This window comes from Anaerobacillus sp. QJM3NY_32, from assembly GCF_056173645.1.
In genome coordinates this window covers 961939-978490 of the sequence record NZ_CM149684.1, presented here as the reverse complement: position 1 = coordinate 978490, position 16552 = coordinate 961939, and the positions used below count along the sequence as shown (strand labels likewise).

At 40.8% G+C, this 16552-nt stretch carries 13 protein-coding genes and 1 other annotated feature; of the genes, 3 read left to right on the top strand and 10 right to left on the bottom strand.

Features of this window, described 5'->3' with window-relative positions:
- Nucleotides 1-184 precede the first annotated feature (184 nt).
- Nucleotides 185-1693, top strand: a complete 1509-nt coding sequence (locus AC0VYH_RS05260) for a PGAP1-like alpha/beta domain-containing protein (RefSeq protein WP_475373399.1) — start codon at nucleotides 185-187, stop codon at nucleotides 1691-1693.
- Nucleotides 1694-1733: 40 nt separating this feature from the next.
- Here AC0VYH_RS05260 and AC0VYH_RS05255 read toward each other — a convergent pair whose 3' ends face one another.
- From AC0VYH_RS05255 to AC0VYH_RS05235, 5 genes are all read right to left on the bottom strand, one after another.
- Nucleotides 1734-2693, bottom strand: a complete 960-nt coding sequence (locus tag AC0VYH_RS05255) for a siderophore ABC transporter substrate-binding protein (protein ID WP_430245678.1) — start codon at nucleotides 2691-2693, stop codon at nucleotides 1734-1736.
- Nucleotides 2694-2838: 145 nt separating this feature from the next.
- Nucleotides 2839-3597, bottom strand: a complete 759-nt coding sequence (locus tag AC0VYH_RS05250; RefSeq protein ID WP_475373398.1) for an iron ABC transporter ATP-binding protein — start codon at nucleotides 3595-3597, stop codon at nucleotides 2839-2841.
- A complete protein-coding gene (locus tag AC0VYH_RS05245; protein WP_475373397.1) occupies nucleotides 3594-4541 on the bottom strand; it encodes an iron chelate uptake ABC transporter family permease subunit in 948 nt (315 codons plus the stop codon). Before AC0VYH_RS05245 ends, AC0VYH_RS05250 begins: the two co-directional genes overlap by 4 nt.
- The gene (locus AC0VYH_RS05240) at nucleotides 4534-5484 is read right to left on the bottom strand and encodes an ABC transporter permease (RefSeq protein ID WP_430245675.1); all 951 of its coding nucleotides are present in this window, start codon (nucleotides 5482-5484) and stop codon (nucleotides 4534-4536) included. The genes AC0VYH_RS05245 and AC0VYH_RS05240 overlap by 8 nt, the downstream gene beginning before the upstream one ends.
- A gap of 187 nt (nucleotides 5485-5671) precedes the next feature.
- Nucleotides 5672-6187 (bottom strand): GrpB family protein, encoded by a 516-nt coding sequence (locus AC0VYH_RS05235; protein WP_475366763.1) that lies wholly within the window; start codon nucleotides 6185-6187, stop codon nucleotides 5672-5674.
- A 508-nt stretch (nucleotides 6188-6695) separates the two neighbouring features.
- Between AC0VYH_RS05235 and AC0VYH_RS05230 the strand changes: the two genes are divergently transcribed.
- Nucleotides 6696-8153, top strand: coding sequence for an MDR family MFS transporter (locus tag AC0VYH_RS05230; protein ID WP_475366762.1), 1458 nt, complete (start codon nucleotides 6696-6698; stop codon nucleotides 8151-8153).
- Nucleotides 8154-8282: 129 nt separating this feature from the next.
- Nucleotides 8283-8795 carry a DUF3189 family protein gene (locus AC0VYH_RS05225; protein WP_475373396.1) on the top strand — a complete coding sequence of 171 codons (513 nt, stop codon included), beginning with the start codon at nucleotides 8283-8285 and terminating at the stop codon, nucleotides 8793-8795.
- Nucleotides 8796-8966: 171 nt separating this feature from the next.
- On the opposite strand, the gene AC0VYH_RS05220 is transcribed toward AC0VYH_RS05225, so the two are convergent.
- The 5 genes from AC0VYH_RS05220 to ppsA all read right to left on the bottom strand — a co-directional run bounded on the left by AC0VYH_RS05220 (nucleotide 8967) and on the right by ppsA (nucleotide 16289).
- Nucleotides 8967-10190: an ISL3 family transposase gene (locus tag AC0VYH_RS05220; RefSeq protein WP_475367286.1), complete on the bottom strand. Its 1224-nt coding sequence runs from the start codon at nucleotides 10188-10190 to the stop codon at nucleotides 8967-8969.
- Between the two features lie 160 nt (nucleotides 10191-10350).
- Nucleotides 10351-11454, bottom strand: a complete 1104-nt coding sequence (locus AC0VYH_RS05215; RefSeq protein WP_475373395.1) for a copper resistance D family protein — start codon at nucleotides 11452-11454, stop codon at nucleotides 10351-10353.
- A 3-nt stretch (nucleotides 11455-11457) separates the two neighbouring features.
- Entirely contained in the window at nucleotides 11458-12021 is a 564-nt protein-coding gene (locus AC0VYH_RS05210) for a copper resistance protein CopC (protein ID WP_475373394.1), read from the bottom strand.
- A 314-nt stretch (nucleotides 12022-12335) separates the two neighbouring features.
- Nucleotides 12336-13559, bottom strand: a complete 1224-nt coding sequence (locus tag AC0VYH_RS05205; protein ID WP_475373393.1) for an MFS transporter — start codon at nucleotides 13557-13559, stop codon at nucleotides 12336-12338.
- Nucleotides 13560-13626: 67 nt separating this feature from the next.
- Nucleotides 13627-13877: a binding site (T-box leader), on the bottom strand.
- A gap of 45 nt (nucleotides 13878-13922) precedes the next feature.
- The gene (gene ppsA, locus AC0VYH_RS05200) at nucleotides 13923-16289 is read right to left on the bottom strand and encodes a phosphoenolpyruvate synthase (protein ID WP_475373392.1); all 2367 of its coding nucleotides are present in this window, start codon (nucleotides 16287-16289) and stop codon (nucleotides 13923-13925) included.
- Nucleotides 16290-16552: the final 263 nt, after the last annotated feature.

Below are 16552 nucleotides of genomic sequence, written 5' to 3'. Positions count from 1 at the left end.
CAGCTTTTCAATGAGAGAGGAAACACTTGTAAGAACTTCATAGAAACCCGTCGAATGAACAACCATTGCCGTTCTATTGACCTATACTCCAACTAAGAAAGTTAGTGAAAACGCTCCTTGTTTAATAAACTGAATATTTTTATAGTTGAAGTGGTATAAGACTCATTTCAAATAGGAGGGTTTTATGAAGAAATGGTTGGTGTCACTATTGGTGATGATCTTCTTGCTCGCTCCCCCTTTCGCTCAGGACGCTCAAGCCGGTATTATAGGGAAAGGTGATGCAACTGGTACACCCGGTGAATGGTACATTGGTGATGAACCTACGACCGTCAAATCTGGCTCTCTTCCACTCGTATTTGTCCACGGCTTAAACAGCTCTTCAAACACTTGGATTGATCAAAACGATATGGATGAACTTACATACAGCAAGAACTACCAAACGGCTTTCATTGATTTATACCCTACGAAAAACATGTGGGACAACGGGCAGCTGCTTGCTAGCAAACTAGCAGAGATCAACGCGTACTTTGGGAAGAAAGTGATTCTTGTTACCCACAGTAAAGGCGGGATTGATGCACAGGCTGCCATCGTTCATGCAAATGCGCAGCAATATGTTGATAAAGTCATTACGCTCTCCACCCCACACAAAGGTTCACAGCTAGCTGATCTTGCCCACAGCAGCTGGGCCGGGTGGTTAGCTGCAATTATCGGAAATCGAAATGACGCCACCTATTCACTACAGACCGGCTATATGAGCTATTTCCGATCCGTTACTGATGCAAAACCGAACATTTCATCCACACCTTACTACACGTTTGGGGGCACTAGTTGGGGAAGTTTCGGTGGCGCGCTCTACTGGGGCGGTTTGTATTTACGACAATATGGCTCAAATGATGGCGCCGTTACGGTGAACAGTTCGAGACTTCCCTATGGAAATGAGATTCGCATCGGGAATTGGGATCACTCGTCCATTCGAACTGGGAGCGCTACGCTTAACTTATTTGAACCTTACTTAACACAGTCGATCCCTGCCTTTGCCCCGCTCACTTCTATCAATGAAACGGCTGCTTCTGATCAAGCTAATGTCCTCATTCGGGGCGGTGAATTTAAGGGAACGCAAGTGGAAAAGTTTGATGTAGAAGAAGATACGAAAAGCATTACGCTCGATTGGATGAGTCAAAACGAGGATTCGGTGATCACTCTTCAAGGGCCTGATCAGAAAACGTATGCGGTGACAGAAACATCTCAAGATGAGGCGATGTTTGAAGGAGCGTTTCATCACCAACTGAAGGTAGACCTCCCTAAATCTGGCACATGGAAACTAAAAGTAAAGCAATCAAAGAAAGAAAGTTACGTGATGCAAGTTGCTTATGAAAGTGAACTAAATCAAGAGCTCCAACTGAAAAGCTCTGCAAAAGTAGTGAAGCTTAATATCGACGAAAACAATGTAGTGAAAGATTCAATCGAAGGAGATATTGTGATTCAATATAGTAAAAATGGAAAAACGAAACAAAAGAAAGTGTCACAGGAAAAATTGAGTGCTCAAAAGTCCTTTCCTATTAAAAATGCTGGTGAAGGCGTTTATCACATCATGCTTGATGTGAACGGTGATACTAAAAAAGGCGCTTCATTTGAGCGAACCATTCTTCATACGGTTTACATTGATGCGGATGGTAAGGTGTATCAGCCTTAATCAAAAAACCCCCTTCGAACGTTCGAAGGGGGCTTTCATGTTACTCGATTCCTTTTTTAACCTCGCTAATCATTTCTGTCACTGACTCCAGTCCGCCACCAGATAAGTACCAGTAGTTTGGATCTAAATAAACAATGTGATCATTTTTATAAGCGTCTGTATTTTTCACAAGTTCATTTTCTATTACTTCTTTCGCCGATGTTTCTGCTCCATCTACAACAGCGTCACGATCAACAACGAAGAGGTAAGCTGGATTTTTTTCTGCGATATATTCAAATGAAATGCTTTGGCCATGCGTCGATGCTTCAAGATCACCATCCGCTTCAGGTAACCCTAACACATCATGAATGAGTCCAAACCTTGACCCAGCTCCGTAAGCACTTACCTTACCACCAGTCACGAGTGTTATTAATCCTTTCTCATCTAAAGAAGATGTAAGCTCCTGAACAGATGAAATTTCTTCATCGATTTTCGCTAATTCTTCTTCCGCTTCTACTTCTTTCCCAAAAATCTCACCAAGCGTTGTGACATTCTTTTTGAATGAAGGGATATAGTCTGTTGTATCGACTCCCATATAAATCGTTGGTGCAATCTTACTTAATTCTTCATAGGCATCCGACTGTCTGCCTGAAATGATAATTAACCCTGGGTTCATTTCTGCGATTTGTTCAAAATCTGGTTCCTTCAAACCGCCAGCGTTTTCGTATGTATCTGATTCATATTTTGAAAGGTAAGATGGAATATTAGCTTGTGGAACACCCGCTACCTCTACACCCAGTTTATCGAGAGTATCTAGTGTACCAAAATCAAAGACAACAACATTCTCAGGATTTTTTTGAACCGTTGTTTCTCCAAGGTCGTGCTTCACGGTTACTTCTTCTGTTTCTGATGATCCCTTCGCTTCTGCATTTGCTTCTGTTGCTTCAGAATTATTCGTACCGCATGCAGATACGATTAGTGCTAGAGCTGATAGAGCTAAAACCAAAATCCATTTCCTCATTATTCTTCTCCCCTTATCTCTTTTTTGAAGTGTTGATAGAATTGATATCAATTCTCAATCATTTACAATAAAAAAAGAATGACCAGAATCATTTAACTTAATGATAATGATTATCAGTGTCATTTGTCAATATAGATTTTGAATTTTATGAGAAATAAATTCCAATACGGTGATCACCATATTGTTCAATAGGAATATGCATATCATAAATTTCTTTCAGGACTTCTGTCGTAATCATCTCATCGGTTCGCCCTTCTCTTATTAGCGATCCATTTTTAAGCGCAACGATTTGGTCTGAGTAAACCGATGCAAAGTTAATATCATGAATCACAATTAAAACGGTTTTCCCCAATTCATCAGCCAGGCGTCTTAATACCTTCATAATTTGAACAGAATGCTTCATATCAAGATTATTTAACGGCTCATCAAGAATGATGTATTCCGTATTCTGAGCTATAACCATGGCAATAAAAGCCCGCTGCTTCTGACCACCGCTTAAATGATCAATAAATTGATCTTGGATTTCTTCCAACTCCATATAGCGAATCGCTTCATCTACATACGCCCAGTCCTCTTTCGTTAATCGTCCCTGGGAATAAGGAAAACGACCAAATGAAACCAATTCACGTACTTTTAACCGAACGTTTAGCTCATTAGATTGTTTCAATATCGAGATTTTCTTTGCAAGCTCATTGCTTTTCGTTTTTGTAACGTTACTCCCATCGATGTAAACTTCTCCTTCATCACATGAAAGCAAGCGACTCACCATCGAAATAAGCGTACTTTTTCCTGCTCCGTTTGGACCGATGAAGGAAGTGATCGTCCCTTTTTGAACAGTGAGAGAGACGTTCTGAACAACTTTTTTCTTACCATATGATTTTGAGACATTTTTGATTTCAATCATGATTTCCTCTCCTTCAGTAGAAGATAAATAAAGTACACGCCGCCAATAAAATTAATAATGACGCTGATCGATGTTGAGAACGTAAAAACGCGTTCGACGATAAGCTGTCCTCCGACTAAAGCAATCACGCTCATAAAAATTGATCCTGATATGAGATAGCTATGTTGATACGTCTTAAGAAACTCATGTGCTACATTGACTACGAGTAGTCCGAGAAACGTAATTGGGCCAACTAGTGCGGTCGAAATTGATACAAGAATCGAAATGACAATTAACAATCGTTTCACGATGTGATCATAATCGACGCCTAGATTCACGGCATGATCACGCCCTAGTGATAGCACGTCCAAGTACTTTATGTATTTCCAGGCATAAACCAATACAATGACGAAAGCAGCAATCGATACAAGTAAGACATCTGTGTTCACATTATTGAAGCTCGCAAACATCCGATCCTGTACAACCTGAAATTCATTCGGATCGATCAACATTTCCATGAACGATGAGAGACTTCCAAATAGGGTACCGAAGATTAATCCAATTAAAAGCAGGAAGTAGATATTCTGTCCTTCTTTTCGAAATAGGAGCTTAAATAATAGACTTGCAAACACCATCATTAAGACAACTGACAAAAGAAAATTAAGATTTTTATTTAAGATTAAAATGTTCATTGATCCAAATAAGAAGACAATGACGGTTTGAATGAGCATATAGAGAGAATCAAGCCCAATAATGCTAGGTGTTAGAATTCGATTATTTGTGATTGTTTGAAAGATAACCGTAGAGAATGCAATGGCACTTCCTGTTACAATAATAGCCACAATTTTGATTGCACGCCTCGGCAAAATATAGCCTACATTTCCTCCCAGGTCGATCAATAGAAACGCGCTAATGAGCAGGAGACTGAGCACAAAAAGGAGACTGTTTTTCATACGTTTAGACATAAGCTCTTCTCCTTAACAACAAGTAAATGAATAGAATACTTCCGATTACACCAACCATCAAACCAATCGATATCTCATATGGATAAATAATCAATCGCCCAAGAATATCACAGATTAACACAAATACTGCGCCCATCATGGCAGTTGGAAACAGATTCGCTTTCAGATTATCCCCCATCATGATCGAGACGATATTAGGGATAATCAAACCGAGAAATGGAATGGCTCCTACTGTTAACATGACAACGGTTGTCACCAAAGCAACGATAACGAGTCCGATGTTAACAATCTGTTTATACTTTAAGCCAAGATTAACCGAGAAGTCTTCACCCATTCCAGCAATCGTAAATCGATTGGCGTAAATGTAGGCGATGATAAGTCCTGGAACGCTTATGTATAATAGTTCATACTGACCTTTTAATACGACTGAGAAATCTCCCTGCAGCCATGAACCGATGCTCTGCATTAAATCATACTTATACGCGAAAAACGTAGTAATTGACCCCAGGACATTCCCAAACATCAACCCTACTAGTGGAATGAAGATCGCATCCTTATATTTCACTCGATCGAGCACCTTCATAAAAAGGAACGTACCCGCTAAAGCGAACAGAAACGAAATCATCATTTTTTGCATTAAGCTAGCGGAGGAAAATAAGATAAGGGAAACGAGAATCCCAAGTCTAGCAGCATCCATCGTACCTGCCGTTGTTGGAGAGACAAACTTATTACGACTAAGCTGCTGCATAATAAGTCCACAAATACTCATGCTTGCCCCGGCAATAATAATACTAACAAGACGCGGAACCCGACTAATCCAGAACACCTGACTCTGCTCATCTGTAAAATTAAACACCTCGAGAGGTGACATGCTTTTGACCCCAATAAAAAGGGATACAAAGGATAATAAAATAAATAAACTAATTAAGTATCTCTTCTTCATCTCACTCTTCCCTTTACTAGATTTGGTTAAATCGCTCTTACCATACGCATCTAATTTATAATGATAATCATTATCACTTCGTCATGCAACCTATTTCTGTCTTTTCATTAGAAATAAATAGACATAAAAAAGAGAGAATAGCAGCCAATTTTCTAGCTCGCTTTCTCTCTTTCTTTCAATAACCTATTTATTTTGATACATACCAATCGAGTGCTTTCTCTTCTATATCTTTTACAAGTGTATTCTTACCATCGATATAAGCTTCCATATCCTCAGGATAACGCATTGCTAGCTCAGCCTTTGTCTGTCCATATTTCAGGCGATCACTCCGATGTTCCATTAAGTAGTCTCGAAATGCCAGGTGGCGATCAATGTCCGGATTTCCTAATTCATATAGATGCACATGATGAGAGCGCTGATCTCCACCCTTCCGAAAGAAACGGCGGCCAGTCAGCCCATTTTCACCAAGCGCTTCATATCCAAGTTCTTTCATGTACTCATTTTTTTGATCCACTAGACTAAGATCTTTCACAACTGGCATGATATCGATCACAGGCTTCGCTTTCAACCCTTCAACCGCGGTGCTTCCAATATGATGAACTTCGATCATATTATCGCCATATACGCGTTCAAGCTTCTGAGCTTCTAACAAAAACAACTCACGCCAAATTTCATTGAACTCCTGAACTTCTACTTTCCTCATTGTGGTCACCTCAATTAGTTTTAATTTAATCTCGTATTCTAAATAACGCTGCCCACAGACCTTCTACGCTAAGAGTTCCACTAGAAGGATACGCTCTCTTAATCTCAATGGGCTCGAAATCATGGAAGATGGTCCGCAACTCTCTTCCATAAGCATAAGCCACTCCTGTAGACTTCTAGATCGGAGAGGGAGGAACCTCCAAAAAACATGCGAGACCTTGCCCGCGACAGGTTTATTGGCTAAATTCAAGATTTATTGGCCAAATTGCGGTTTTATTGGCCAAAATCGAAATATATTGGACAAAATCCAAGTTTATTCGCTAACTAGAATCATTACACCTAATTATACCATTATATGGAATAACCACCCCTCCTCCTTAATGAAATTTTTACAATCAAGGCGTTTGTAACGAGACGATGATGAGAGTATAATTTGATAATTGATTGAGGGGAAAACTACTTAACTACTACTAATGAAAATGATAAAAAATTGCGAGAGGAGTCCTATCGTGAGCACCAAACCTTATAATAAAGTGTTAATTGCGACGCTTCTGCTAGCTGGAGCGTTTATTACAATTTTAAACCAAACTCTTATGATTACGGCGATTCCACCGATCATGGAGGAAATGAACATTACCGCGAATACAGCACAATGGCTGACGACAGTCTTTATGCTTGTGAATGGAATCATGATACCGATCAGTGCTTTTCTTCTTGAACGATTTACAACGAGACAGCTTTTTATTTCCGCGATGAGTATTTTCTCAGTGGGAACGGTGATTGGCGGATTCGCGCCGAACTTTGGCGTGTTGTTAATTGGGCGTGTTATTCAATCCGCCGGTGCTGGGGTTATGATGCCCCTTATGCAAACCGTCTTTCTGATGATTTTTCCAGTGAACAAACGCGGCGCTGCGATGGGTTACATCGGGCTCGTGATTTCATTTGCACCCGCCATCGGTCCCGCGTTGTCCGGTTGGATTACAGCTGCCTATTCATGGCGCTTACTCTTTTGGTCAATGCTGCCACTCGCGATAATGATTATTGCAGTTGCCTATTTCGTTATGAAAAATGTGACAGAGCTCACGTTTCCAAAAGTCGATCCGATCTCCATTATTCTTTCATCGATCGGTTTCGGCGGATTGCTTTATGCGTTCACGAGTGCAGGGAACATAGGCTGGGGCAGCATGAGAACGATCGTCGTTCTTATCGTTGGTGTCGTCACGCTGACGATTTTCATATTAAGACAGCTACGTCTTTCACAGCCGATGCTCGAGTTTCGAGTGTTTAAAGATAAGATTTTCACCATTACGACGATCATCGGGATGATGATGTTTCTTGGATTAATTGGTTCAGAAACGTTGATCCCACTATATATGCAAAACATGAGAGACTTTACCGCATTTGAGTCCGGACTTGTCCTACTTCCTGGGGCCGTTATTACAGCATTTATGTCCCCGATTACAGGACGGATTTTTGATAAAATCGGTGCGCGTCTCCTTGCAATTGTTGGTTTAACAATTGTAACTGGCGCAACGCTCGGCTTCTCATTTCTCGATACATCGACAACCATTACGTTCTTAACAGTAATGTATGCGATTCGTATGTTTGGTTTATCGATGGTCATGATGCCGGTCACAACGGCTGGATTGAATCAAATGCCGAAACACCTTATTCCACACGGGGCTGCCATGAATAATACAATGCGACAGATTGCGGCTTCAGTCGGAACGGCGATTTTAGTGACGGTCATGACAACGACCGCTCAAACGGCTCAGCAGCAGCCATCTATCTCAAGACCAGATATTTATGGCGTAAATATCGCATTTCTCGTCATTCTTGCTCTCACGATTGTGGCGCTTGTGCTTTCGTTTTTTGTGAAAAAGACCGCGCCTCAACAAGAATACGAACAATCGAATGAGGCTCCAGTTGCAAACAACCGGAATCAGCCTAAGTCTGTTAATGCTTAAACGAACATTTTTCATTCAACCGTTCAGTCATTTGACTGAGCGGTTTTTATAATTGAAAGGTTGATCAAAGGATTGTTTACCGCTAATCAGGTAATACTTGTTAGTAAATTCAATTACAGGGATGAGCATATGATTTACATTTATCATGACTACGGTGGGACACACACCACATCAATAGCTGCAGCCTTTCATTTACATCTTTTAAAGCCCTCTTCTCTTCCTTTAACAAGTGAAGAAGTTCTTGCCGTGCCCTTTTTTAACAAATTAACGAAAAAGGACGCCGGACGACTCCTTTTCCACGGTCGGGATTCAGATGGCTATAAAGTCTACACAATTGGTAAAAAATCGTCGAAACTGATCGTGCCCGCTTTATATGATATGACTTTAATGCTATTTGACCATTTTCAAGTAGATGATCAGATTATCCTCTCAAACACGTCACCAACCGTCCCGTTTGTTATGTCAATAGGAGGAGGTCTTTCTCGAGGGCTTGGCATCGATACTCTCGGAGTACCGCTTCTCATCAATGGGGCTAAAAAGTGCAGTCCGCTCATTTATGATCTCGTTGAGCATACGAAAAAACAAGCTCACCAAATGACGGAAAAAGTGCTCCTACTCGAGAATCAGCATTTTAAGATTTAAATAGTTTTACTTGTAGCCCGTTGAACCATCATTTGGATCAACGCGCATTTTTCAGTCTAGGTGTTTTCTAAGTTGTAGTTAAAAAAGGAAATCTAAAAACTAGAGCCATTATAGCTAATAGATAAATGGTTCTAAATCAAATGTTGGGGTAGGAGATTCATCTCCTACTCCTTATCCTAGTTGAAAATGACGAATTTTTTTGTACTGATGATGTAAAAGGATCTTTCTTCGTAAGCGGTCATATCGCTTAAAACCAAAGGCATTTCGCTTAATGACCTTCGTTTGATTGTTTAAACCCTCGATAAAACCATTATTATAGTTCAAGGCAAAACTATTCAGGACTTCTGGTTGCCAGTTCTTAAGTGTTTGAACGGCTTGTCTGAACTCCTTCATATTCGCTGCTTCAACCGTTTTGTAGTAATTATACAGAGACTGTTTAACTTGGTTAGGATTCTCTTGACCGATTCGTTTCGCTTCCTCAAACCAGCTTCGAAACGCTTCTTTTAACTCGTAAGCCTTTCGTAATTCCTCGGATAATCCAAGGTAACGGTCCAGATACCACTTTTGTTTCTCACTCAACTGCTCATATCGCTTGTAAAAAACATGCTTCATTCGCTTGCACTTTTTACGGTCATAATCATGGAAATTCTGTTGAACTCTTCTTCGTACACGCTCTAATGCCCAATAGATGTAGCGACAAAAATGAAAGCGATCAGCCACGATGATTGGCTTTCCTAGTGCCTTTTGAACAGCTGACTTGAAGGCATAGCTCATGTCCATGATCACCACTTCAACTCGCGACCCCTTCTTGCGAAGATAGTCCTTTACGGTCTCAATGGAGCGATTAGGAAGGATATCCAAAGGCTGCTTTGTATCTCCATCCGCAATGACAACTTGATATTTTCCTTCATCGGTATCTCCTTTATATTCATCAATAGCGATGACACGAGGAAGATCACTCACTTCTTGAAGCGTTGGTGCGGCGACTTCATCAAACCGCCTTATCGCAGTTGAATGCGACGTACGAAATTGGGCTGCGGTATCCTTGAAATTCTTCCCCTGTACCACGCGTAATCCCAGGGCCTGATTCCATTCCTTTGAGTGACGCTGATAGCGATTGACGATCGAATTCCTTTCAGCGAATCGTTTCCCACAGGCACACACATAACGGCGCTTGCGATAAAACAAAAAAGCCGTTCGCTCAAATACTTTAAGGTGTTGTACTTTCTGAGTCCGATAATCATGAACACGTACAGTCCATTCTTCACATTGGGGGCACTGGTGCGCCTTCTTTGGCACTTCAATATGAACATGATACTGGCCATTAATGGCTTCCATTTTCGATACCATCACTTCTTCTAATCCGGGTAAATTCATGTTAAAATGCACGTACACGCAACTCCAATCTTTTTCTTGTTTCTCGTCAATTCAAGTTTAAAAGATATAGGAGCTTGCGTGTATTTTTGTGCTTCATTTTCTTAAACCCCAACAAATATTATAGAGCCAGATAAATTAAATACGAACCCCCGAGAGCAAGGCTCTCGGGGGTTCGTATTTACATCATTTGAACGCTTTGTAGCAAAGCTAAATAGGCTGATATGATAAACAACACGCTCATTAGAAATGAAAAAATTGGTGCCATATTTTTCATAAATGCAGCAATCATCACCACTATAAACACTACGGCTAAAGCGCCAAGCAATAGCGTATTCACGTTAACGACTAATTCAATAGAGGCACCAGGTCGAACTAATCCGTTTGTGAATAGCGTAAACAGCGGTGATACGCCTTCAAGACGAATGAGAGAAGCCAGATTGTTTGGAGGTGAAGAGTGGCTCATCGCACCCGTAGCGGCAAAAATCAGTAACACCATAACGGATTCTACTTTTGTCCACGGTCTTGGATCAAACGATTTATTCTCTTTAAGCTTTTTCTTCATGATAACACCATTCAGAAAGGCGTATCCGAGTAGTGGAACAATGAGCAAGTGTTTGATTAACAAGCTTTGTCCGTAAGAAACCATCCATGCATCAGGATAGTCTTGTAATGGAATAACGAACTGCATTAACAATAGCCCTGTGATCCCTACTACTATGAAACAGATAATAGCGGTTGGATGAAACCATCTCAGAAATTGCGTCCAGTTTGCCGCGTTTTTTGAAAGCCAGCTTATGACAAAAAGTACTCCTACCCAGGTAATAACAGCCGTAAAGTGTATCGTGTGAATAATGAAACCCTTAACTGGATGAAGAGAGCTTGAATGGCTCGCCCACCCTAGTGCTAGAATGAGAAACAGAAGAAGAACCATACCAATGAATGGATATCTCTTCTCCTGCCCATCATCAACGAAGAGAATAAATAAGCTTAACATAATCGACAGCAGAACCGTAAAAGTCCAAGCCTGACCTACTTTAAATGTGAATAATACTGACGACAGAGCTTGCCCTATTCCATAGTCATCATATAAATAAAGAAGTAAATCCAAAATCGGCATGAAGGAAAAAAGCGCAATTCCTCCTGCAGCCAATAGGCGAATTTTTTTAGGAACATGAATAACCGGCTTTTTATCGTGAGAAATAAATAAGAAAAGATAATCCGCAATCAGTAACGCAAAGGTAATATAAAGCAGTGCTTCACTGATTACTGTTAGGAAAAACATTGATTATTTTTTCCTCCTCATTAACAATACGCTACCAATAAGCAAAACAACCAGGACACCAATAACGATGCCGATTACTGTACCACTAGAATTTTCTTCTTCAGCGGTATCTGCCTTAGTCTCTTCTTCTTTATTCCTTTGTTCTTCCGTCTCATCAGTTTCTAAATCTTTCGTTGTTTCTTCAGACGATGACTCATCTTCCTTCACTTCCGATTCAGGTGCGTCTACAGAAAAAGAAAACGTTCCTTCAATTGGATGACCATCAACTCCAATAATTTTCCATGGCACTTCATATTCTCCGTTTTCAATTGGCTGATCAAAAGTTCCAGTCATTGTGTTGTTTTCAACTGTGATGTTATCAACTGCTACGGTTTCACCACTCGCATTTTGTAATTCAAAAGAGCTTGTTTCCTCAATTTCTGTTTCGAAAGTGAGGGTTACTATGTCTAACTCCTCTGTAATTGTACTTCCATCTTCAGGGTTAGAACTTTCCAATCCAGTATGGGCGTAAGTCATATTCCCAAATGTGAGTAAACACGCAATTGTTAAAACTAATATTTTTTTCATTATCGTTCCTCCATTAGTTATTTCTGCTGGCAGAATGATTCTCCGTTTCCTATATGAAAAAGGAATCGGAAAACACACCTGAATAAAATATGTGAATCTTTCACTACTCATCACATTCTTCAACAGTATAGTTTCATTATGAGAAACGCTAAAGGTGAATACAATGCTTACAAAAAAACAGTTTTGGATATTCCATGAACTTTCTCAGTGAGAATAGAAGCAATATTTACTTTTCATTCAAGACAGGTGTTCTGCCTTGACTTTTGTCCTTTCGATCGTTATTTAACACCTGAATTGATTGAAAAGGATGGCTACTATTTAGCCATCCTGTGTACTTTCACCGACCTCGTATTCAAAACAACTCCTAAAAGAAGTAATGCAAAGGTTAGCATCACACTTGAACCTACTATAACGCTAAAACGTATAGATATAAGTTCTGCAGCGATGCCACAGCCAACCATCACGACGATAACAAAAACCGCCTCAAGCCAGCTGAACAAACTACCAATCCTCCCCATGACATCAACGGGAATATTGTTTTGATAAAAAGTGTAAAAGCCAGTATTCATGAACGAAAGAGAAAAGGAAAGAACAAAGCAGCCGATCGCAGCTAACTGAAAGGATGACGATAAAGCAAATATCAGATACCCAATGGAAAGCACAATGGCCCCGCCTCCTATTAACGACAGGGGATCTCTTTTTTCTGCAATAACGGTATTAAGAATGGCTCCCAAAAGAACTCCGATTCCAGCGATACTTACGAGAAAACCATATTCGGTATTTGTCAGATGAAGAACTTCTGTTGCGAAGCTCGCTTCAAGTGAATCGACTCCCCAACTCATCACGCCAACCGCACTCACTAGAAAATAAATGAGAATCACAAAAATAGCGCTTCGACTAAACATGTAGACAACACGCCAATCTTCTTTAATCATTTGAAATGAAATCACACCAGATATGTTCATCCTAGTTTCAGCTTCTATATCAGGTAGCAAGAGAAACAACATGCCAGCAAGAAATAATGCAACTGCATTAAGGTAAATGGCATTGGTTGGCGTTCCGATAATAAATAGCACACCAGCAATCGCTGGCCCAATTACAAATGCACCTGAATCGACCAGGCTTCGAAGAGAATTGAAATGGATTCGCCTTTCTTTAGGAAGAAGCTTCGTCATGTAAGTCATTGATGTTGGATGAAAAATCGAGCTACCCATGTTGATCAGAAATACAAGAGCATAAATCATCCATAAGCTTGATAGTAGCGGGAGAATAAGCATCACTAATGCCTGAGTGACATTCACCCCAATCATAAGCCAACGTTTGTTCACGCGATCAATTAGACTTCCAGCCCATGGATTTGTGAATAAAGTTGCGAATGGCTTCAGTAAGTATAGCCCTGTCACAGCAAGTGCTGACCCTGTTTGATTTAAGATGATGAGATTGAGAGCAATATGGTACACCCATCCTCCGATATTTGACACTCCCATTGTTGTAAGCAACAATAGATCGTTCTTCCGAATAGTACTAAGACGCTTCATAACTTGTCAGCTCCAATCGCGATAAGTTTTTAACCAATAAAAAAACCTCACCCCCAGGACGTATAGTCCCGGGGGCGAGATTGCTTATCGCGGTGCCACCCCGGTTCAGTCATGTGTCGCCACATGACTCTTATCAGGTACGGCAGAAGCTGCTTATACCATAGCTCGTTAACGGGAGCTCCCGTTACACCATCCCCACGTTCGGTTCCGATGTACAGCTCAGAGGTTTGGTTCAATCATGTTACCTTCACTCCTTTTCAGCTACCGGAGCTCTCTGTGTAAGGTCGCATCATCTACTCTTCTCATCATCGCACTTGATTTTGTTATATAATACCAGTACGGCTACACCTTGTAAATGCTTATTTACAAGCCTCTTATTTTATTTAAAATCATACGCTGCTCAACAGACGCAACTGATCTTCTTGTCGCTGCCACCGTATCTGGATTAATGCTCACGCTATCAATTCCTTCTTGAATGAGGAACTCTGTGAATTCAGGGTAAGTCGACGGCCCCTGTCCACAAATAGAAACGGTTTTACCATACTTATGAGCTCCGTGGATCAGCTGTTTAATCGCTCTTTTTACGGAAGGATTACGCTCATCAAAGTACCCCATGCTGTTTAGAATGCCAGAATCACGGTCAGATCCAAGAATAAGCTGTGTTAAATCATTGCTTCCAATGCTGAAGCCATCCACAAGCTGCGCGAACTCCTCCGCTTCAAAAATGACAGACGGCACTTCCGCCATAATCCAAATCTTGAATTCCTGATTTTGAACTAGTCCTTCTTCTGCCATAATCTTCTTCACTTTCTCAACTTCCCACGTAGTCCGAACGAACGGAAGCATTGTCCAAACGTTGATTAGACCATATTCATCGCGAACCTTTTTAATCGCTCGACACTCCAAACGGAATCCTTCTTCATACTGTGGAGAGATGTAGCGAGAAACACCGCGCCAGCCGATCATCGGGTTTGCTTCAACGGGCTCTACTTCATCTCCCCCGATGAGGCCACGAAATTCATTTGAGCGGAAGTCACTCAAGCGAACAACCATTGGCTTTGGATAGATATCCTGGGCCACCTTTGTTATTCCTTCGGACATTTTTTCAATAAACATCTCTTCCTGTCCGGTCTTCAGCAAATGCATCGGGTGAATACCGATATTTGAAAATATAAATTCCGTTCGCATTAAGCCAATTCCATCAAACGGCAGATGTTTGTATTTATTGATTAGATCAGGCTCACCTAGATTCATATAAATTTTAGTTCCTGTGATTGGAGCCAGCTGGTGAAGAAGTGATTCATTGAATCCTTCAGTGCTGTTCGTCACTTCGTTGGCCTGTTCTTTCTTTTTCACTTGTTCAGTTTCTTTTAGAAGTCCTTCATATACAACTCCACGCGTCGCATCAACCGTTACTTCCATTCCATCCATTAACACATCTGTTGCAATCGAAGATCCAACAATACACGGGATTCCGAATTCACGTGAAACAATAGCGGCGTGACACGTCCGTCCGCCTTCATCTGTAACGAGCGCTGCCGCTTTTTTCATAGCAGGAATCATATCTGGATTCGTCATAATGGTCACTAGAATGTCGCCTTCTTCTACAAGAGAAACTTCACTAATATCTTTGATTTTACGAACCTTTCCGCTTGCAGAACCAGGTGAGGCAGCTAATCCTCGAACGAGCATCTTCTTTGGCGTTTCAACCTTTTCAACCACTTTTGTTTCCTCCTCTTTTAGTGTTGTTATTGGACGAGCTTGCAGAATGTAAAGTTCATTTGTTTGGCAATCAAGGCCCCACTCAATATCCTGAGGCGTTTGATAAAGTTCTTCAATTCGAACAGCGTCACGTGAAAGCTGAGCGATTTCAGCTTGCGTTAAGCATTGTTGATTGACGTGCTTCTCACTTAAATATTCTTTCACGGCAACCGTATCCGTTCCGATTGCGTTGGCTTTCTTTACGACAAGCACTTTCTTTTCGGCTACGTGCTTTTCGATTAATTTAAACGTTCTCTTATCGACGATGTACTCATCTGGTGAAACCATCCCTGAGACAACCGCTTCGCCAAGTCCCCAGCTCGCATTAATCATCATCTGCTCTCGTTCACCCGTAATTGGATTCGCTGTAAAAATAACACCTGATTTTTCACTATTCACCATTAGTTGTACGACCGCACAAAGAGAGACATCGAAATGGTTGAACTGCTGTTTTTCGCGATAGTAAATAGCTCGTGATGTCCAGAGCGACGCCCAGCATTTCTTGATGTGATAAAGAAGTGCTGTAATCCCAGAAATCTCAAGATATGTATCTTGCTGACCTGCAAAAGAGGCTTCCGGAAGATCTTCAGCCGTTGCCGAGCTTCGAACGGCAACGAACGGGTCCGTTACGTTAAGATCCTCACTAAACGCTGCATAAGCATTTCGGATCTCTACTTCAAGAGATTCAAGCATATCTGTCTGTAGGATCCATTCCCTGATCTCAGCACTCACCTCATTAAGCTGATCATTATTTTCATAATCAAGCGTCTTCATTTTTTGAAGAATCGACTGATCAAGTTCTCGTTCAGAGATAAACGTGGCATACGCTTCAGCTGTTACACAAAAACCAGGCGGTACGTGTACACCACTCTGCGTAAGCTCTCCAAGATTTGCTCCCTTACCACCGACAAGAGCAATATCTTCCTTTCTTATTTCATGAAACCATCGAATCGCACTTTTCTCCACCATTTATCCAACGCCTCCCTACTAGATTCGATTATTAGAATAACACATTAATTTAATTATGTCATACTATTTATTTTAAAAGTTTAATAATGATGAACTTATAGGTTGATAGGTTATTATTTTCGTCATTTTTTCTCACCTCGGCCATGATACGTGCCCACTTTCCTTTGTGAATCCTAACAATTTCTTAACTTCTCTTTGTGAAATCCCACAAAGGTGTTCATTTTCTTGTATACTCTTAATCAGAAGTAATGAATGTAAGGACA

Excerpts from the sequence above, each read along its gene's own strand:
- AC0VYH_RS05260 (WP_475373399.1), top strand. The coding sequence starts at position 185 with ATGAAGAAATGGTTGGTGTCACTATTGGTGATGATCTTCTTGCTCGCT.
- AC0VYH_RS05255 (WP_430245678.1), bottom strand. The coding sequence starts at position 2,693 with ATGAGGAAATGGATTTTGGTTTTAGCTCTATCAGCTCTAGCACTAATC.
- AC0VYH_RS05250 (WP_475373398.1), bottom strand. The coding sequence starts at position 3,597 with ATGATTGAAATCAAAAATGTCTCAAAATCATATGGTAAGAAAAAAGTT.
- AC0VYH_RS05245 (WP_475373397.1), bottom strand. The coding sequence starts at position 4,541 with ATGTCTAAACGTATGAAAAACAGTCTCCTTTTTGTGCTCAGTCTCCTG.
- AC0VYH_RS05240 (WP_430245675.1), bottom strand. The coding sequence starts at position 5,484 with ATGAAGAAGAGATACTTAATTAGTTTATTTATTTTATTATCCTTTGTA.
- AC0VYH_RS05235 (WP_475366763.1), bottom strand. The coding sequence starts at position 6,187 with ATGAGGAAAGTAGAAGTTCAGGAGTTCAATGAAATTTGGCGTGAGTTG.
- AC0VYH_RS05225 (WP_475373396.1), top strand. The coding sequence starts at position 8,283 with ATGATTTACATTTATCATGACTACGGTGGGACACACACCACATCAATA.
- AC0VYH_RS05215 (WP_475373395.1), bottom strand. The coding sequence starts at position 11,454 with ATGTTTTTCCTAACAGTAATCAGTGAAGCACTGCTTTATATTACCTTT.
- AC0VYH_RS05210 (WP_475373394.1), bottom strand. The coding sequence starts at position 12,021 with ATGAAAAAAATATTAGTTTTAACAATTGCGTGTTTACTCACATTTGGG.
- AC0VYH_RS05205 (WP_475373393.1), bottom strand. The coding sequence starts at position 13,559 with ATGAAGCGTCTTAGTACTATTCGGAAGAACGATCTATTGTTGCTTACA.
- ppsA (WP_475373392.1), bottom strand. The coding sequence starts at position 16,289 with ATGGTGGAGAAAAGTGCGATTCGATGGTTTCATGAAATAAGAAAGGAA.